17 protein-coding genes and 1 pseudogene are annotated in these 18,637 nt (G+C 59.4%); 11 read left to right on the top strand and 7 right to left on the bottom strand.

All coding sequences use genetic code 11. The annotated features are described in order from the left end of the window. Window positions 1-141: 141 nt before the first annotated feature. A pseudogene (locus CWM52_RS02725) lies at window positions 142-222 on the bottom strand (SAM-dependent methyltransferase); the annotation flags it as partial. Between the two features lie 123 nt (window positions 223-345). On the opposite strand from CWM52_RS02725, the gene mdtQ reads away from it, so the two are divergent. Continuing rightward, window positions 346-1,791, top strand: a complete 1,446-nt coding sequence (mdtQ, locus tag CWM52_RS02720) for a multidrug resistance outer membrane protein MdtQ (RefSeq protein ID WP_100682679.1) — start codon at window positions 346-348, stop codon at window positions 1,789-1,791. Between the two features lie 55 nt (window positions 1,792-1,846). Here mdtQ and CWM52_RS02715 read toward each other — a convergent pair whose 3' ends face one another. Then, window positions 1,847-2,416, bottom strand: a complete 570-nt coding sequence (locus tag CWM52_RS02715; protein WP_100682678.1) for a DedA family protein — start codon at window positions 2,414-2,416, stop codon at window positions 1,847-1,849. Window positions 2,417-2,796: 380 nt separating this feature from the next. Between CWM52_RS02715 and CWM52_RS02710 the strand changes: the two genes are divergently transcribed. Both CWM52_RS02710 and pbpG read left to right on the top strand, forming a co-directional pair. Next, a complete protein-coding gene (locus tag CWM52_RS02710; RefSeq protein WP_100682677.1) occupies window positions 2,797-3,384 on the top strand; it encodes a Yip1 family protein in 588 nt (195 codons plus the stop codon). A gap of 218 nt (window positions 3,385-3,602) precedes the next feature. Continuing rightward, complete coding sequence (gene pbpG / locus CWM52_RS02705; protein ID WP_100682676.1) at window positions 3,603-4,550, top strand: D-alanyl-D-alanine endopeptidase; 948 nt, start codon at window positions 3,603-3,605, stop codon at window positions 4,548-4,550. 153 nt (window positions 4,551-4,703) lie between these two features. Here pbpG and CWM52_RS02700 read toward each other — a convergent pair whose 3' ends face one another. Continuing rightward, window positions 4,704-5,258, bottom strand: coding sequence for a GNAT family N-acetyltransferase (locus CWM52_RS02700; protein WP_100682675.1), 555 nt, complete (start codon window positions 5,256-5,258; stop codon window positions 4,704-4,706). An 85-nt stretch (window positions 5,259-5,343) separates the two neighbouring features. Then, entirely contained in the window at window positions 5,344-7,089 is a 1,746-nt protein-coding gene (gene dld / locus CWM52_RS02695; RefSeq protein ID WP_100682674.1) for a D-lactate dehydrogenase, read from the bottom strand. A gap of 194 nt (window positions 7,090-7,283) precedes the next feature. On the opposite strand from dld, the gene bglX reads away from it, so the two are divergent. The 5 genes from bglX (at window position 7,284) to CWM52_RS02670 (ending at window position 13,509) form a co-directional block, all read left to right on the top strand. Further along, entirely contained in the window at window positions 7,284-9,581 is a 2,298-nt protein-coding gene (gene bglX, locus CWM52_RS02690) for a beta-glucosidase BglX (protein WP_100682673.1), read from the top strand. 184 nt (window positions 9,582-9,765) lie between these two features. Next, window positions 9,766-10,683 carry an ABC transporter substrate-binding protein gene (locus CWM52_RS02685; RefSeq protein ID WP_100682672.1) on the top strand — a complete coding sequence of 306 codons (918 nt, stop codon included), beginning with the start codon at window positions 9,766-9,768 and terminating at the stop codon, window positions 10,681-10,683. Between the two features lie 7 nt (window positions 10,684-10,690). Continuing rightward, window positions 10,691-11,848: an ABC transporter permease gene (locus tag CWM52_RS02680; protein WP_100682671.1), complete on the top strand. Its 1,158-nt coding sequence runs from the start codon at window positions 10,691-10,693 to the stop codon at window positions 11,846-11,848. Further along, window positions 11,841-12,788 (top strand): ABC transporter ATP-binding protein, encoded by a 948-nt coding sequence (locus tag CWM52_RS02675; RefSeq protein WP_100682670.1) that lies wholly within the window; start codon window positions 11,841-11,843, stop codon window positions 12,786-12,788. The genes CWM52_RS02680 and CWM52_RS02675 overlap by 8 nt, the downstream gene beginning before the upstream one ends. Continuing rightward, window positions 12,772-13,509: an ABC transporter permease gene (locus tag CWM52_RS02670; RefSeq protein WP_100682669.1), complete on the top strand. Its 738-nt coding sequence runs from the start codon at window positions 12,772-12,774 to the stop codon at window positions 13,507-13,509. Before CWM52_RS02675 ends, CWM52_RS02670 begins: the two co-directional genes overlap by 17 nt. Here the strand turns inward: CWM52_RS02670 and CWM52_RS02665 are convergent. Both CWM52_RS02665 and CWM52_RS02660 read right to left on the bottom strand, forming a co-directional pair. After that, window positions 13,484-13,597, bottom strand: coding sequence for a protein YohO (locus CWM52_RS02665; protein WP_004103838.1), 114 nt, complete (start codon window positions 13,595-13,597; stop codon window positions 13,484-13,486). The two genes, CWM52_RS02670 and CWM52_RS02665, sit on opposite strands and share 26 nt — an antisense overlap. A 59-nt stretch (window positions 13,598-13,656) precedes the next feature. Then, window positions 13,657-14,388, bottom strand: coding sequence for a MerR family transcriptional regulator (locus tag CWM52_RS02660; RefSeq protein WP_100682668.1), 732 nt, complete (start codon window positions 14,386-14,388; stop codon window positions 13,657-13,659). Window positions 14,389-14,597: 209 nt separating this feature from the next. Between CWM52_RS02660 and CWM52_RS02655 the strand changes: the two genes are divergently transcribed. The 3 genes from CWM52_RS02655 to CWM52_RS02645 are packed head-to-tail and all read left to right on the top strand — an operon-like array spanning window position 14,598 to window position 17,520. Then, the gene (locus CWM52_RS02655; protein ID WP_100682667.1) at window positions 14,598-16,286 is read left to right on the top strand and encodes a sensor histidine kinase; all 1,689 of its coding nucleotides are present in this window, start codon (window positions 14,598-14,600) and stop codon (window positions 16,284-16,286) included. Continuing rightward, window positions 16,280-16,999 (top strand): two-component system response regulator BtsR, encoded by a 720-nt coding sequence (gene btsR, locus CWM52_RS02650; RefSeq protein WP_004864711.1) that lies wholly within the window; start codon window positions 16,280-16,282, stop codon window positions 16,997-16,999. Before CWM52_RS02655 ends, btsR begins: the two co-directional genes overlap by 7 nt. 53 nt (window positions 17,000-17,052) lie before the next feature. Continuing rightward, window positions 17,053-17,520, top strand: a complete 468-nt coding sequence (locus CWM52_RS02645; protein WP_100682666.1) for a DUF1456 family protein — start codon at window positions 17,053-17,055, stop codon at window positions 17,518-17,520. An 885-nt stretch (window positions 17,521-18,405) separates the two neighbouring features. On the opposite strand, the gene CWM52_RS26465 is transcribed toward CWM52_RS02645, so the two are convergent. Next, window positions 18,406-18,637, bottom strand: a 232-nt coding sequence (locus tag CWM52_RS26465) for a hypothetical protein (RefSeq protein ID WP_206057668.1), incomplete at its 5' end; no start/stop codon positions are given.

The raw sequence follows: 18,637 nt of genomic DNA, 5'->3' as shown, positions 1-18,637 counted from the left end.
CTAAAATCGCGCCGCCACCCTGCTCAGGGCCCGGATAATCCCGGGCCTTTGCGCTGATTATGTCGGCTTACGGGCGTGCGGCACAAAGAGCATCGGCCGCTCTTTTCCTTATCCAGCCCCGGCTGAGCGGCGATGTGCTCCGCCGTCGAGCCCTTTTACCGGGCGGTCGAGAGTGGCATATCCTGCAAAAAATTCCGTATCGCCATAGATATTCTGGCTCATTATCACTCCATGAATTATTTGTTTATTTTTAATTATCTGGGCGTTTAGTCACACACTTTACTAAACGGCTTAATTCCATTTAATTTAGTATAACCAACCTTGTTGAGTTACCTGACCTGTCTGATGAATCTTACTCTGAGAAAACGCGTATTGGCTGGGTTCCCCCTGGTCATCGTTCTGGCTGGCTGCGCGCCGTCCCATGATATTGGCCATCCGCCTGCGCAGCAGACACCGGCCTCTCATGTGTCAATGGATCTGCCCGCGGCGGTTAAAAATGGCTGGCCGCAAAGTAACTGGTGGCAGGATTACCACGACCCGCAGTTGAATAGCCTGATTCAGAGCGCGCTGGCGAATGCGCCGGATATGCAGATTGCCGCTCAGCGCATCAGGCTGGCGGAAGCACAGGCACGGATGTCGCAAGCCAGTCTTGGGCCGGAGATGGATTTCTCCGCCGATGTTGAACGGCAGAAAATGTCGGCGGAGGGGCTGACGGGGCCATTTGCCACGGACAGCGGCGGCAATACCGGGCCCTGGTACACCAACGGCACCTTTGGCCTGACGGCGGGCTGGGATCTGGATCTGTGGGGGAAAAACCGGGCGCTGGTGAAAGCCCGTATTGGTGAACTCAAAGCGCAAGTGGCGGAAGAGGCGCAAACCCGCGAACTGCTGGCCAGCAGCGTGGCGCGACTCTACTGGCAGTGGCAGACCGAGGCCGCGGTGAAAACCGTGCTCCAGCAGGTGAAAAGCGAACAAAATAATATTGTCAGCGTAGACCAGTCGCTGTATCAGCGCGGGATCACCAACTCGGCCGCAGGGGCGGAAAACAACATCAATGTCAGTAAAACCGACCAGCAGCTGGCGGACGCTGCGGGCAACATGAAAGAGATCGAAGCGCGTCTGATGGCGCTGACCAACAGCCAGAGCCAGGCGCTGAATCTGCATCCGGTTAATCTTCCGCCGGTGAGCGCGCAGATGCCGACGGTGTTGGGGTATGAACTGCTGGCGCGTCGCCCGGATCTGCAGGTGGCCCACTGGTATATCGAGGCCTCGCTGAGCGAGGTCGATGCGGCGAAAGCGGCGTTTTATCCGGACATCAATCTGATGGCCTTCCTGCAGCAGGATGCGCTGCACTTAAGCGATCTGTTCCGTCACTCCGCGCAGCAGATGGGGCTGTCCGCCGGGTTGACGCTGCCTGTTTTCGATAGCGGCAGGCTGAACGCCAACCTCGATATTGCCAGCGCGCAGAATAATCTGTCGGTGGCAAAATATAACAAAGCGGTTGTTGACGCGGTGAACCAGGTGGCGAAGAGCGCAAGCCAGGTTGAGACCTTGATGGAGAAGAACCAGCGGCAGCAGCAGGTTGAAAAGGATGCGCAGCGGACGGTGAATCTGGCGGAGGCCCGCAGGAACGCCGGGATCCTTCCTGGGTCGCGGGTTAGTATGGCCAGGCTGCCTGCGCTCCAGGAGCGCATTACCGCGCTGCGCCTGCGTGGCCAGTGGCTGGATGCCAGTATTCAGCTGACCTCAGCGCTGGGCGGCGGCTACCACCAGACCACCGGGTCGGATTAACGCCTGGCAAAGCACCTTCTGCGCGACCGGGTCTCCCGGCCGCGCCGGTTCGTCGCTACTCTTTCTTTCTCGCCTCGCGGCGCCGGAACCACCATCGTGCAGCTACCACCAGCACGACCACCAGAACAAGCCAGATCCCGTGTTTCAGATGCGCATCAAGATGATGCAGCCACGGTCCAATGGCTTCCCCGCCCAGATAGCCCAGCGTGGTAAATAACAGCGCCCACACCAGCGCGCCGAGCACATTCAGGGGCAGGAATACTTTTGGCGGCAGACGGCTGGCGCCGATCAATAATGGCCCGATCACCCGGAAACCGTACATAAAACGGGTCCCAATCACAAACAGATAGGGGCGGCGCTGAATCATGCGCTGTGCCTTGCGGATCCGCGCCTGATGGCGGGAAAAGCGTTTCAGCAGCTTGCCGCCAAAGCGTCGACCCAGCAGGTACAGCAGCTGATCGCCAATCATTCCGCCCAGGGCAACCGAGATAACGACCAGGGGAAATTTTAATAAGCCCTGATGCGCGGCCACGCCGCCCAGTAGGGTGATGGTCTCACCTTCCGCTATGCTGCCAATCACCAGCGCAGCGTAGCCATAATGGGAAATCAAATTATTGATATCCATGAAAAAATAAACTCCCTTACCCCTTGTACTTCCGCCGCGTGTCTGGCGGCTAATCGTGCCGGTCAGGCAACGTGAAGAATCAACGGGATCAATCATTAATGGGTTAATCATACACCCTGGGGCTTAAAACCACGTTAACCGCCTGTCTGATTAAGACTATTTTGCTTGTCATTTGAACCCGTCAGCACTCATCAGGCGTTATCCGGGAACGTCCTTCAGGGCGGGCAGAAGAGGTGTACGCTCCGGTTTCGCTACCCTGTCGCCAATCACGCCTGGCAGGACAGGCTGTGAGCGCATTTTTATTACTGTACATAAAATAATCTCTGAGGGTGAATTATACTTGGATCAGTGCTGTACCAGGCCGTGACAAGGGGGACGCTATGAACCATGTCTGGGGACTATTCTCTCATCCGAATCAAGAGATGAGCGTTATCAAGAGCGAAAACGAGACCATTTCGCATCACTATACGCACCATGTGCTGGTCATGGCAGCGGTTCCGGTTATCTGCGCCTTTATCGGCACCACGCAGCTTGGCTGGAACTTTGGCGATGGCACCGTGGTAAAACTTTCACTGTTTACCGGTCTGGCGCTGGCGGTGGTGTTCTACGCCGTGATGCTGGGCGGGGTAGCGGTGATGGGGAGGATTATCTGGTGGATGGCCAGAAACTACCCGCAGCGGCCATCGCTGAAACGCTGCATGGTGTTTGCCGGGTACGTCGCCACGCCGTTGTTTCTCAGCGGGCTGGTCGCGCTTTATCCGCTGGTCTGGCTGTGCGCGCTGGTGGGGACGATCGCGCTGTTTTACACCGGCTACCTGCTGTATCTCGGTATCCCGACCTTCCTGAGCATCAATAAAGAAGAGGGACTCAGCTTTGCCAGTTCCACCCTCGCCATCGGGGTGCTGGTGCTTGAAGTCCTGCTGGCGATAACCGTGATTCTCTGGGGATACGGCTACCGACTGTTTTAATGCCGTTGCGCCAGGCGACCATCGCCTGAATCGTTTGATGAGTAAATATATTGCCGGTATGAATGAATATTTATGCCGGCAATGCAGCATTTGTTCACGATTCTTATTAGTCAGCCAGCATTCTGCCGGGGTATGATAGGGGTTGCCAGCGTTGCCTGTTTCCCCGGCCACGCAGCGTACGTTTATAACGTGCAAGAATACTTTTCAGAATGCTCACGATGCCGAAATTTCGAGTTTCTTTGCTCAGCCTGACCTTGCTTCTGGCTGTGCCTTTTGCGCCCCAGGCGCTAGCAAAAACCACCGTGGCCGCGACGGCCCTACAGCCGGAAATTGCTTCCGGCAGCGCGATGATCGTTGATCTTGCGAGCAAAAAGATTATTTACCAGAGCCAGCCGGATCTGGTTCGCCCCATTGCGTCGATCACCAAAGTGATGACGGCGATGGTGGTTCTGGATGCGCATCTGCCGTTAGACGAGATGCTCACCGTTGATATCAGCCACACGCCGGAGATGAAAGGCATCTATTCACGCGTGCGTCTGAACAGCCAAATCAGCCGCCGCAATATGCTGCTGCTGGCACTGATGTCTTCCGAAAACCGCGCCGCCGCGAGCCTGGCTCACCATTATCCTGGCGGCTATGACGCGTTTATCAGCGCCATGAACGCCAAGGCTCAGGCGCTGGGCATGACCCATACGCGCTACGTTGAACCGACGGGCCTGTCGATTCACAACGTATCGACCGCGCGCGACCTGACGAAGCTGCTGATGGCCACCGAGCAATATCCGCTGATCGGTCAGCTGAGTACCACCAAAGAAGACACCGCCACCTTCGCCCATCCGGCCTATACGCTGCCGTTTCGCAATACCAACCACCTGGTCTATCGGGATAACTGGAATATCCAGCTGACCAAAACCGGGTTTACGAATGCTGCGGGCCATTGCCTGGTGATGAGAACGGTGATTAATCAGCGCCCGGTGGCGCTGGTGGTGATGGATGCATTCGGGAAATATACCCACTTTGCCGACGCCAGCCGTCTGCGTACGTGGGTTGAAACCGGGAAGGTGATGCCGGTTCCAGCGTCCGCGCTGAGCTATAAAAAGCAGCGTGAAGCGCAAATGGCGGATGCGATGCTCAAAGGCGGCACGCAGACCGCGCAGAACGATTAATTTTTCCCCTGCTTCCCCCGGCTCGCGGCGCGTTGCGCCTTAGCCGGGCTACAGAACTGCGCAAGGGTAGCGCCTTAGCCGGGCTACAGAACTGCGCATGGGTAGCCCGGCTAAGGCGTTTACGCCGCGAGCCGGGGATTTCGCAGCCTGATATCACTCCGGCAGCGTCCAGTCGCCATCGCCGAGCGGGCGCTGCATAATCAAGGTATCCCGCCAGTCGCCCATTTTGTAACCGACGCTGCGCAGTTGGCCCGCCACGCTAAAACCAAATTTCTTATGTATAGCAATTGACCCGACGTTACTGTGTCCGTCGCCGATAATCGCCAGCATTTGTCGCCACGGACCCTGCTCGCACTTTTCAATCAGGCGAGAGAGCAGGGCGCTACCGATGCCGCGTCCGCCCATGCCGGACTCGACATAAATCGACTCTTCAAGCGTGTAGCGATAGGCGGGGCGAGGACGGTAAAACGTCGCGTAGCAGTAGCCGACAATCGTGCCGCGCCACAGCGCCACCAGCCAGGGCAGCCCGTTGTCGCGCACGGTTTTGATCCGCTGGCGCATTTCGTCGACGGTGGGGGGAATATCTTCAAAGGAAGCGCGCCCGTTCAGCACGTGCCAGACATACAACGCCGCGATGGCGTGCGCGTCATCGGGCAGAGCTTCGCGGATCTCTAATTCAGCGCCGTGCAACATATCCGCTTCGGACATAACGGGACTCCTTAACCAGGTTTGCCGGAGAGGCGTTTCTCCGGCGTGCAGCGTAATACAGAATCCCGTCGCTCGTCATCCCTGATTAGTGCTCTTCAGAGACGTGGCTCCCGTTTGCCTGGCGCTCGCCCCAGTACTTCTGCTTACTGGTTTTACCGAGCCCCGGGTTCATGCTGTTGGTCGGGTCATTCTGGCGGTAGAACTGCTTTAAGCTTTCCGGCGCTTCATAGAGGTGGCCGACGTTATGCTCGGCCGGGTACTGCGCGCCGCGCGCTTGCAGCAGTTCCAGCATCTTCTCTTTCAGTTCGTGGGCATCGACGCCTTTTTTGACGATGTAATCCTGGTGGAAGACGTGGCACATAAAGTGACCATAATAGAGCTTATGCACCAGCTGACTGTCTATCTCGGGAGGCAGCTGCTCAAACCACTCGGTATCGTTACGGCGCAGGGCGATATCCAGTGCCAGAATATCTTCCACTTCGTCGGCGTGTACTGCCTGATAACGGATGGCGGCTCCCGCGGCGGCGAAGCGATGAAGAAACGCTTTACTGCCTTCTTCCGGCGTGCAGGCAAAGAAATCGCCCTCGGCATTGCGGAAGTACTCCTTCAGCCAGGCCTGCGCTTCTTCGATGCCGTCGCCGGCCATTTTCAGCAGCAGGTGATGTTCATATTTATCGCGCCAGCTTTTCATCCGCTCCGGCAGGTGCGCCGGGAAGACGTGTCCGAGCTTTTGCATGAAGCGGTCGGTAAAGTGCGGCTTAAACAGCGACACTTTCTCCAGCATGGCGTCGGTGCGGCCTTTCATGGTGAAGAAGAACGGCATTTTGTCGGTGCCGAGCTTGTCGATCATCAGGAAGGTGTCTTTCCCGTAGCGCTCGGCGATGTCGTAGATATCGCGATGCATGTACTCGCCCGCCACCGGCAGATGCTCAAACCCGGCGAGGATATGGCGACGGATTTCCGTCAGCACCGCCGGGTTATTGCTGCCGATGTAAAAGACCTGCTGGCGTTTTTCCGCCGGGAAGGTATCGAGGCGCGCGGCGAATACCGCCAGCTTGCCGGCACAGCCGGAAGATTCAAACAGACGATCCGGATCGGCATTGTAGCGCGCCGGGGTGTCGGCGTTAACGTCGCGCACGCGGGTGACGTAATCGTGGTCATGGGCGTGGCGGCCATCGTGCTGAATATCATCGTCTTTGATACGGTCGTCGTCGAGGCGGCTGAGGATCTGTTCCGGCGTGGTGCCGAGGTCAATCCCGAGGTGGTTCACCAGCCGCAGCTTGCCGTTTTCGTCAATCCGGGCAAATAACGACATCTCGGTGTAGGCCGGGCCGCGCTGTACCAGCGAACCGCCGGAGTTGTTGCAGATCCCGCCGATCACCGAGGCGCCGATGCAGGACGATCCGATCACCGAATGCGGCTCGCGACCCAGCGGCTTCAGCGCTTTTTCCAGCGAGTAGAGGGTGGTGCCCGGGAACGCCAGCACCTGTTCGCCTTTATCCAGCAGGTGCAGCTTATCGAGGCGCAGAGTGCTGATGATGACTATCTCGCGGTCGTAGTCGTTGCCGCTGGGGGTTGAACCTTCGGTCAGTCCGGTGTTCGCCGCCTGCATCAAAATGATTTTATCGGCGTCGACGCAGGCGCTCAGCACGCGCCATAGTTCCAGCAGGGTACCGGGGAAGACCACCGCCAGAGCGTCGCCCTGGCCGGAGCGGAAACCTTTACGGTAGCGCTGGGTTTTTGCCGGATCGGTTAACAGATGGGAGGGGCCAACCAGTCTTGCCAGTTCCGCCAGAAAATCAGAATTCTTCGATGTTGTTGCAGGTGACATGTTCCACTCCTTGTGGTGGTACCGAAATATCGGCATTAAGCATAGCGCTTTGTATGACAATTTTGTGCGCGAATGTGTCGAAAAATCAGAGAAGAACCTTAGCATTGTGCAGGCGTCTTGTTTATATATATGGCAAACTGCGGTTTTTATTATGTTTTGCCGTAATCCCGGTTCTGAGAGAAAGAGAGATAAAAATGAAATGGCTCTGCACGATAGGCGTCGCCGTCAGTCTGGCGCTGCAACCCGCTCTGGCGGATGAACTGTTCGGCAATCACCCTCTGACGCCGCAGGCCCGCGATGCGTTTGTGAGTGAACTGCTCAAGAAGATGACCGTCGATGAAAAAATTGGCCAGTTAAGGCTGATCAGCGTCGGGCCGGATAACCCGAAAGAGGCGATCCGCGAGATGATCAAAGACGGTCAGGTCGGGGCTATCTTTAATACCGTGACCCGCCCGGATATCCGCGCGATGCAGGACCAGGTCATGCAGCTCAGCCGGTTGAAAATCCCGTTGTTTTTCGCCTATGACGTGATTCACGGCCAGCGCACGGTGTTCCCGATAAGCCTGGGTCTGGCCTCTTCCTTTAACCTGGATGCGGTCAGCACGGTGGGGCGTATTTCGGCCTATGAAGCCGCTGACGACGGTCTCAACATGACCTGGGCGCCGATGGTCGACGTCTCCCGCGATCCGCGCTGGGGCCGCGCCTCGGAAGGTTTCGGCGAAGATACCTATCTGACCACCGAAATGGGACGGGCGATGGTCGAATCGATGCAGGGTAAGAGCCCGGCGGATCGCTACTCGGTGATGACCAGCGTGAAGCACTTTGCCGCCTATGGCGCGGTGGAGGGGGGCAAAGAGTACAATACCGTCGATATGAGCCCGCAGCGCCTGTTCAACGACTATATGCCGCCGTATAAAGCGGGGCTGGATGCCGGGAGCGGCGCGGTGATGGTGGCGCTCAACTCGCTCAACGGCACGCCGGCGACCTCCGATGCCTGGCTGCTGAAAGAGGTGCTGCGCGATGACTGGGGCTTTAAAGGCATCACCGTCTCCGATCATGGCGCAATCAAAGAGCTGATCAAACACGGCGTCGCCTCCGATCCACAAGATGCGGTGCGGGTGGCGCTGAAGTCGGGCATCAACATGAGCATGAGCGATGAGTACTACAGCAAATACCTACCGGGGCTGGTCAAATCCGGCAAGGTGACGATGGCGGAGCTGGATGATGCGACGCGCCACGTGCTCAACGTCAAATATGATATGGGGCTGTTTAACGATCCGTACAGCCACCTCGGCCCGCAGGGGTCCGACCCGCAGGATACCAACGCCGAAAGCCGTCTGCATCGCAAAGAGGCGCGCGAAGTCGCGCAGCAAAGCCTGGTGCTGCTGAAGAACCGTCTGGAGACGCTGCCGCTGAACAAATCGGCGACCGTTGCGGTTATCGGGCCGTTGGCCGACAGCAAGCGCGACATGATGGGCAGCTGGTCGGCGGCGGGCGTGGCGGATCAGTCGGTAACGGTGCTGACCGGCATCAAAGACGCGCTGGGTGACAAAGGCAAGGTGATTTATGCCCGCGGTGCCAACGTGACCGACGATAAGGGCATTGTCGATTTCCTTAACCTGTATGAGAAAGCGGTGCAGGTCGATCCGCGCTCGCCGCAGGCGATGATCGATGAAGCGGTAGCCGCGGCGAAACAGTCCGACGTGGTGGTGGCCGTGGTGGGCGAGGCGCAGGGCATGGCCCATGAGGCTTCCAGCCGCACCGACATTACCCTGCCGCAGAGCCAGCGCGATTTGATTAGCGCCCTGAAAGCCACCGGCAAGCCGCTGGTGCTGGTGCTGATGAACGGTCGTCCGCTGGCGCTGGTGAAAGAGGATCAGCAGGCTGACGCTATCCTCGAAACCTGGTTCGCCGGGACCGAAGGCGGCCATGCTATTGCCGATGTGCTGTTCGGTGATGCCAACCCGTCCGGTAAACTGCCGATGTCGTTCCCGCGCTCGGTGGGGCAGATTCCGGTGTACTACAGCCACCTCAATACCGGCCGTCCGTACAATGCTGACAAACCGAACAAATACACCTCCCGCTACTTTGATGAAGCGAATGGCCCGCTGTATCCGTTTGGCTACGGTCTGAGCTACACCACCTTTAGCGTCTCCGACGTGAAAATGTCGGCGCCGACCATGCCGCGCAACGGCAGCGTCACCGCCAGCGTGCAGGTGACTAACACCGGCAAACGCGAAGGGGCGACGGTGATTCAGCTCTACCTGCAGGATGTGACCGCCTCGTTGAGTCGTCCGGTGAAAATGCTGCGTGGCTTCAAACGGGTGACGCTGAAACCAGGCGAGACGCAAACCGTCAGCTTCCCGATTGAGGTGGATGCGCTGAAGTTCTGGAATCAGAAAATGAAATACGACGCCGAGCCGGGCAAATTTAACGTCTTTATTGGCGTCGACTCCGCCCGCGTCAAGCAGAGTGAGTTTGAGCTGCTCTAACAGGGGACGCGGGGTAAGGCGCCCGTCGCCGCCCGGCGGAAACGCCGGCGCCCCGTTTAAAACAGGTTTGTCAGCAGTCGCAAAGGCCGAATATTCGGCCTTTTCTTTTTACGCTGCGCTAAATGAACTACGCTTTTCTCTTAAGCTCCTGTTAATGGAGCGCAAATTAAAGAGGGACGCGGGGATGATAAAGGCACGTATTTGGTCAGGTGCGCTAGCGCTGGCCGCGCTGATCAGCCTGCCGCTTCAGGCGGCGGAGCCGGTCAAAGTGGGCTCAAAAATCGACACCGAAGGGGCGCTGCTGGGCAATATCATTTTGCAGGTTCTGGAAAGTCATGGCGTGAAAACCGTGAATAAGATCCAACTGGGCACCACCCCGGTGGTACGCGGGGCGATTACGGCGGGGGAACTGGACATTTACCCGGAATACACCGGCAACGGCGCCTTCTTCTTTAAAGACGAAAACGATCCGGCGTGGAAGAACGCACAGCAGGGTTATGAGAAGGTCAAAACCCTCGATGCGCAGAAGAATAAGCTTATCTGGCTGACGCCCGCGCCGGCCAATAACACCTGGACCATTGCCGTGCGTCGGGATCTGGCGGAAAAAAATCATCTGACCTCGCTGGCCGACCTCAGCACCTGGCTGCAAGAAGGGGGCGACTTTAAGCTCGCCGCCTCCGCCGAATTTATCGAACGCCCGGATGCGCTCCCGGCCTTTGAAAAAGCCTACGGCTTCAAGCTCAAGCAAAGTCAGCTGCTGTCGCTGGCCGGGGGCGATACGGCGGTGACCATCAAAGCGGCGGCCCAGCAAACCTCCGGGGTGAATGCGGCAATGGCCTACGGAACCGACGGACCGGTGGCGGCGCTGGGGCTGCAAACGCTCAGCGATCCGCAGGGCGTACAGCCGATCTATGCTCCGACCCCGGTGGTGCGCGAAGCGGTGCTGAAAGCCTATCCGCAAATCGGCCAGTGGCTGCAGCCGGTCTTTGCCAGCCTTGACGAGAAAACGCTGCAACAGCTCAATGCCAGCATTGCCGTGGAAGGGCTGGACGCGAAAAAAGTTGCCGCAGATTATCTGCAGCAAAAAGGGCTGCTGAAGTAGATTATTCGTGGTTATTCGCTGTTATAACCGCGTATCGCTGCTGCTGGCCAGTTTACTGCTGCTGGTGGTGGCCCTGCCGTTCGTCAACTATGCGCCTAACCGTCTGCTGTCCGGGGAAGGGCGCTGGCTTTGGCAGCTCGCGCCGTGGCTGATGGCGCTACAGGTCGGCGGCGCGCTGCTGCTGATTCTGCTCTGCTGGCTGCCGGGGCGCAGGCCGCTGCTGCTGAGCTTGCTGATGCTGGATGCGCTGCTGGCGCTGCTGTTCTGGGGGACGGGGCAGACGGCGGTACAGCTGGCGCACAGCGGCTCCCCGCTGGCCCGCACGTCACCGGGAAGCGGCCTGTGGCTGGCGCTGGCGCTGTGCTTACTGCTGGCCAGCGAGACTATCCGGCGTCTGACCACCCGGGCGCACTGGCGCTGGCTGCTCAACGCGCAAATCTGGTTGATTCCCTGCGTGCTGCTCGGCAGCGGAGCGCTGAATCAGCTCTCGCTACTGAAAGAGTATGCCAACCGCCAGGAGGTGTTTGATGACGCCCTGCGTCAACATTTGACCCTGCTGTTTGGCACGCTGCTACCGGGTCTGCTGATCGGGCTGCCGGTGGGCATCGGCCTCTGGCGTCGGCCGCGCTGGCAGGCCCCGGTGTTCACCTTTCTCAATGTTATTCAAACCATTCCCTCCGTCGCGCTCTTTGGTCTGCTGATCGCGCCGCTGGCCGGTCTCGCCCGCCATTTTCCTGGGCTGGCTGAACGCGGTATTTCCGGCACCGGGATGACGCCCGCGCTGATTGCGCTGGTGCTGTATGCGTTACTGCCGCTGGTTCGCGGGGTGGTTACCGGTTTACAGCAGGTACCGCGCGATGCGCTGGAGAGCGCTGCGGCGATGGGGATGAGCGGCGCGCAGCGCTTCTGGCACGTGCAGCTGCCGCTGGCGCTGCCGGTTCTGCTACGCAGTCTGCGGGTGGTGAGCGTGCAAACCGTCGGCATGGCGGTGGTCGCGGCCCTGATCGGCGCCGGCGGGTTTGGCGCGCTGGTGTTCCAGGGGCTGTTGAGCAGCGCGCTGGATCTGGTACTGCTGGGGGTGATTCCGACGATTGCGCTGGCGGTGGTCGTCGACGCGCTGTTTGCGCTGTGGGGGGCATTATTGAAAGGAGAGGCGGGTGATTGAATTTGACGGGGTGAACAAATCCTTCGCCGGGCTGCCGGCGGTGAAAAACCTGAACCTGCACCTGCGCGAAGGCGCGTTCTCGGTCCTGATCGGCACCTCCGGCTCGGGGAAATCGACCACCCTGAAAATGATTAACCGGCTGGTCGAGCATGACAGCGGCACCATCCGTTTTGCCGGGCAGGATATTCGCCAGCAGCCGGTGCTGACGTTGCGTCGACGGATGGGCTACGCCATTCAGTCTATCGGCCTGTTTCCGCACTGGACGGTCGCGCAGAACATCGCCACCGTCCCACAACTGCAAAAATGGCCGGCGCGCAAAATCACCGCGCGCATTGACGAATTAATGGCGCTGCTGGGGCTGGAGTCGACGCTGCGGGCGCGCTATCCGCATCAGCTCTCCGGCGGGCAGCAGCAGCGTGTTGGCGTGGCGCGGGCGCTGGCGGCCAATCCTGAAGTCCTGCTGATGGACGAACCGTTTGGCGCGCTGGATCCGGTGACCCGGGAGGCGCTCCAGCAGGAGATGATCCGCATCCATCGGCTGCTCGGACGAACGATTGTGCTGGTGACCCACGATATTGATGAAGCGCTGCGGCTGGCGGATCACCTGGTGCTGATGGACGGGGGCGAGGTGGTGCAGCAGGGGACGCCGCTGCAGATGCTGCTCGCGCCTGAAAATACCTTCGTCGAGACTTTTTTTGGCCGCAGCGAACTGGGCGTCCGGCTGCTGTCGCTGCGCGGGGTGGGCGACTATCTGCGGCGCGATGAACGGCTTACCGGCGATACGCTGAACGTCGCGATGACGCTGCGCGAAGCGCTGTCGCAGTTTATTGCCCATCGCTGCGAAGTATTGCCGGTCGTGGATGAACAGGGGCAAGCGTGCGGGACGCTGCATTTTGCCGATCTGCTCGGCGAGGAGGTGCGGCATGCGCGTACTTCGTGATCCGCTGCTGTGGCTGCTGGCGCTGTTTATCGCCATTTTGCTGCTGCTGCCTTACAGTACGCCGCTGTTCAGCGCGCTGTTTGCCGATCTGCCGCGCCCGGTGTATCAGCAGGAGAGTTTTGTCGCCCTGACTTTTGCCCATTGTTGGCTGGTGGCGTTTTCCAGCCTGGCGGCGACGGCGGTGGGCGTCGGGGCCGGGGTGGCGGTGACGCGTCCCGCTGGCCGCGAGTTTCGTCCATTGGTGGAGACCATTGCCGCGATGGGGCAAACGTTCCCGCCGGTGGCGGTGCTGGCGATTGCCGTTCCGGTGCTGGGGTTTGGCTGGCAGCCGGCGCTGATTGCGCTGGCGCTGTATGGCATATTGCCGGTCCTGCAGGGGACCCTGGCCGGACTGAGCGCCGTGCCGCCGGGGGTCGTGAGTATCGCTAAAGGGATGGGCATGACGGGCTGGCAGAGACTTATCCGCGTGGAGCTGCCGCTGGCCGCACCGGTGATGCTGGCCGGTATCCGCACCTCGACCATCGTCAATATCGGTACGGCGACCATTGCGTCAACGGTCGGGGCGAATACGCTCGGCACGCCTATCGTTATCGGCCTGAGCGGATTTAATACCGCCTATGTTATTCAGGGGGCGCTACTGGTGGCGCTGGCGGCGATTATCGTCGACCGCGGCTTTGAACGGTTGCACCGGCGAATCAGCCGACACCACCGCGCACAATAAACGAGTAACCGGCCAGCATGACGCCGCCGATGCCGCTGATGGCCATGAATAAGAAGAGGGTGATAACCGCAATTTTCGCTGGCTTCATAACAGGCTCCTGATGTTAACGGAGGGATTATACGGTGAAGCACAGGTGTTAATGAAACATTAATTGCTATTTAGCCAGATAACGTGACCCTGCTGCTGCCAGGCCTGGAGCTGCTCCTGCTGCGCGAGGGTCGGCGTTTCGCCGCACCAGACCAGCAGGGTGCTGTCAGGAAACAGATCGGGGCGAATCTGCGTCAGAGAGTGGGGGAGGACATCGACCCGCCAGCCTTGTTCGCAGGCGATCCAGCCCTCCAGCCACAGCCGCGTGGTATCGTTGACATTCCAGCCGAGCACCAGCGCATGGCTGCCCGGACGTTTCCAGGCGCTGGCGAGGCTATGCGCGACATGGTTGATCAGAATCCCGTCGAGGATGCTGCGCAAGGTGCTAAGCGTCGGCTGCGGGCTGAGCAGGCGGTGGCGTAAGGGGATAAACAGATGGTTGACCAGGGTCAGCGCCGTATAACTATGGTTGCGCTCTTTGATCCACAGCCGTAAACGCGAGTAGTTGCCGTCGTGGAGATACCCCAGCAGAATCTCCTGCTGCTGCCGCCAGCCGTCTTCTTCTCCGCTCATGTTGTCGTTAAGCAAGGTTTTGACCTTACTCACCTGAACGCCGGAATCAATCCAGCGCTTAATCTCGCGGATACGGTCAATTTCCTGCTCGTTAAACAGACGATGTCCGCCGTCGGTGCGCTGCGGTTTCAGCAATCCATAGCGCCGTTGCCAGGCGCGAAGCGTTACGGGATTGATGTCACAAAGCTGAGCCACTTCGCCAATCGTATAAAGCGCCATATATCCCCTCCCGCAAAGTCTCCCCTATAACTGTAGAAGCTGTTTACGGAAGAGGAAATATTCGCTTATTTTTTGTTCATTTAGTCGGCGAAAGGCGGGCAAGAAGTGTGATCCTGACCATGATTTGTGATTTTCTTGTAGTGCTTCAAAGAAAGTGATGACCGGGCAGTGTATGTTACGCGCTTTCGAGTGAAGCGTGGTCTGTGGGTATGTACGAGTTTGATCTGGTGTTGCTGCTGCTTCAGCAGATGTGCGTGTTTTTGGTCATCGCGTGGCTGATGAGCAAGACGCGGCTGTTCATCCCGCTGATGCAGGTTACCGTTCGCTTACCGCATAAGCTGCTGTGCTACGTGACCTTCTCCATTTTTTGCATTATGGGGACCTATTTCGGTCTGCATATCGAAGACTCGATCGCCAATACCCGCGCCATCGGCGCCGTGATGGGCGGCCTGCTCGGCGGCCCGGTCGTTGGTGGCCTGGTGGGGTTGACCGGCGGTCTGCATCGCTACTCCCTCGGCGGCATGACGGCATTAAGCTGCATGGTTTCGACGATTGTCGAAGGGCTGCTGGGTGGCCTGGTCCACAGCGTGCTGGTCAAACGTGGGCGCCCGGATAAGGTCTTCAGCCCGCTCACCGCCGGCGCGATCACCTTCTTTGCCGAGCTGGTGCAGATGATGATCATTTTGCTGATCGCCCGCCCGTTTCAGGACGCGCTGCATCTGGTGCAAAGCATCGCCGCGCCGATGATGGTCACCAACACCGTGGGCGCCGCGCTGTTTATGCGTATCCTGCTCGATAAGCGGGCGATGTTTGAGAAATACACCTCGGCGTTTTCCGCCACCGCGCTCAAGGTGGCGGCTTCGACCGAGGGGATCCTGCGTCAGGGGTTCAACGAAGAGAACAGCATGAAGGTGGCGCAGGTGCTTATTCAGGAACTTGACATCGGCGCGGTCGCCATCACCGATCGCGACAAGCTGCTGGCGTTCACCGGTATTGGCGACGACCACCATCTGCCGGGCAAGCCTATCTCTTCTTCCTATACGCAAAAAGCGATTGATAGCGGCGAAGTAGTGTATGCCGACGGCAACGAGGTTCCTTACCGCTGTTCCATTCATCCCGGCTGCAAGCTGGGGTCGACGCTGGTTATCCCGCTGCGCGGCGAAAACCAGCGGGTGATCGGCACTATCAAGCTGTATGAAGCGAAAAACCGCCTGTTCAGCTCCATCAACCGCACGCTCGGGGAGGGGATAGCCCAGCTGCTGTCGGCGCAAATCCTCGCCGGGCAGTATGAGCGGCAGAAGGCGCTGCTGACGCAATCGGAGATCAAGCTGCTTCACGCGCAGGTGAATCCCCATTTTCTGTTTAATGCATTGAATACCCTGAAAGCGGTGATTCGCCGCGACAGCGATCAGGCCGGGCAACTGGTGCAGTACCTGTCGACTTTTTTCCGCAAGAATCTGAAGCGGCCGTCGGAGTTTGTGACGCTGGCGGATGAGATTGAGCACGTGAATGCCTATCTGCAAATTGAGAAAGCGCGTTTCCAGGCCAATTTACAGATTCAGATGCTGGTGCCCGACACGCTGGCTCACCATCAGCTACCGGCGTTTACGCTGCAGCCCATTGTTGAAAACGCCATTAAACACGGCACGTCGCAGCATCTCGGGGTAGGGGAAATTACCATTCGCGCCAGCCAGCACGAGCGCTGGCTGCAATTAGATATTGAGGATAACGCCGGCCTGTACCAGGACAATCCCAACGCCAGCGGGCTGGGAATGAGTCTGGTTGACCGCCGGTTACGGGCGCGTTTCGGCGCTGACTGCGGCATTACCGTGACCTGTGAAGCGGAACGTTTCACCCGCGTCACGCTGCGACTGCCTCTGGAGGAGAGCGCGTGTTAAAAGTGTTGATAGTTGATGATGAGCCGCTGGCACGAGAAAATCTGCGGGTTTTGCTGGAGTCTGCCAGCGATATTGAGATAGTCGGGGAGTGCGCCAACGCGGTTGAGGCGATTGGCGCGGTGCACAAGCTGCGCCCGGACGTGCTGTTTCTCGACATTCAGATGCCGCGCATCAGCGGCCTGGAAATGGTCGGGATGCTCGACCCTGAACACCGGCCTTACATCGTGTTTCTCACCGCCTTCGACGAGTATGCGGTGAAGGCGTTCGAAGAACATGCGTTTGATTATCTGCTGAAACCCATCGAAGCACCGCGGCTGGAGAAGACCCTGGCGCGCCTGCGCCAGGAGCGCAGCCTGCAGGATATCTCGCTGCTCGACGATACCCAGCAGGCGCTGAAATATATTCCCTGCACCGGCCACAGCCGGATCTGGCTGCTGCAGATGGAGGATGTCGCCTTTGTCAGTAGCCGAATGAGCGGAATTTATGTTACCGACCGCGAGGGGAAAGAGGGGTTCACGGAGCTGACCTTACGCACCCTTGAGAGCCGGACGCCGCTGCTGCGCTGTCATCGGCAGTATCTGGTGAATATGGCCCACCTGAAAGAGATTCGCCTTGAGGAAAACGGCCAGGCGGAGCTGCTGATGCGGGCCGGACAAACGGTGCCGGTGAGCCGCCGCTACTTAAAAAGTCTGAAAGAGGCGATTGGTCTGTAAAACGACGGAATCATGGTAGACTTAGCGCCAGCATTTTTCATCATGAAGGCATTATGATCAGTAACGATATTTTACGTAGCCTGCGCTACACCCTGAAAACCAATAATAACGACCTGGCGCGCATTTTTGCGCTGGGCGATTCCGTCGTCAGCGCAGAGCAGCTGGTACCGTGGCTGAAAAAGGAGGACGAAGAGGGCTTCCAGCGCTGCCCGGACATTATGCTGTCGCTCTTCCTCAACGGCCTGATCTATGACAAACGCGGCAAAGACGAGGCGGCCCCGCCGCTGGCGGTTGAGCGTCGGGTGAATAACAATATCGTGCTGAAAAAGCTGCGCATCGCCTTCTCCCTGAAGACCGATGATATTCTTGCCATTATGACCCAGCAGAAGTTTCGCGTTTCGATGCCGGAAATTACCGCCATGATGCGCGCGCCGGAGCATAAGAATTTCCGTGAATGCGGCGATCAGTTCCTGCGCTATTTCCTGCGCGGGCTGACCGAGCGCGTCCACGCTAAGCCCTGAATTTACCCCCGCTTCATTCCCGGCTCGCGCTGCGCTTAGCCGGGCTACGGGTTACAGCCGTTTGCGGTCGGTAGCCCGGGTAAAGCGTTTACGCCGCGACCCGGGAAAGCCCGCCGCTTCAGGCTATCTTCCCGGCTCGCGCTGCGCTTAGCCGGGCTACGGGTTACAGCCATCTGCGGTCGGTAGCCCGGGTAAGGCGTTTACGCCGCGACCCGGGAAAGCCCCCGCCGCTTCAGGCTATCTTCCCGGCTCGCGCTGGGCTCAGCCGGGCTACGGGTTACAGCCATCTGCGGTCGGTAGCCCGGGTAAGGCGTTTACGCCGCGACCCGGGAAAGCCCCCGCCGCTTCAGGCTATCTTCCCGGCTCGCGCTGGGCTCAGCCGGGCTACGGGTTACAGCCATCTGCGGTCGGTAGCCCGGGTAAGGCGTTTACGCCGCGACCCGGGAAAGCCCCCGCCGCTTCAGGCTATCTTCCCGGCTCGCGCTGGGCTCAGCCGGGCTACGGGTTACAGCCATCTGCGGTCGGTAGCCCGGGTAAGGCGTTTACGCCGCGACCCGGGAAAGCCCCCGCCGCTTCAGGCTATCTTCCCGGCTCGCGCTGGGCTCAGCCGGGCTACGGGTTACAGCCATCTGCGGTCGGTAGCCCGGGTAAGGCGTTTACGCCGCGACCCGGGAAAGCCCCCGCCGCTTCAGGCTATCTTCCCGGCTCGCGCTGGGCTCAGCCGGGCTACGGGTTACAGCCATCTGCGGTCGGTAGCCCGGGTAAGGCGTTTACGCCGTGACCCGGGAAAGCCCCCGCCGCTTCAGGCTATCTTCCCGGCTCGCGCTGCGCTCAGCCGGGCTACAGATTACAGCCATCTGCGGGTCGGTAGCCCGGGTAAGGCGTTTACGCCGCGACCCGGGAAAACCCCCGCCGCTTCAGGCTATCTTCCCGGCTCGCGCTGCGCTCAGCCGGGCTACGGGTTACAGCCATCTGCAGTCGGTAGCCCGGGTAAGGCGTTGACGCCGCGACCCGGGAAAGCCCCCTCCGCTTCAGGCTATCTTCCCGGCTCGCGCTGCGCTTAGCCGGGCTACGGGTTACAGCCATCTGCAGTCGGTAGCCCGGGTAAGGCGTTGAC

It is taken from the genome of Raoultella sp. T31 (assembly GCF_002806725.1).
GTDB lineage: Bacteria > Pseudomonadota > Gammaproteobacteria > Enterobacterales > Enterobacteriaceae > Klebsiella > Klebsiella electrica.
The sequence above is the reverse complement of the archived record's forward strand: the minus strand, read 5'-3'. Positions and strand labels throughout refer to the sequence as shown.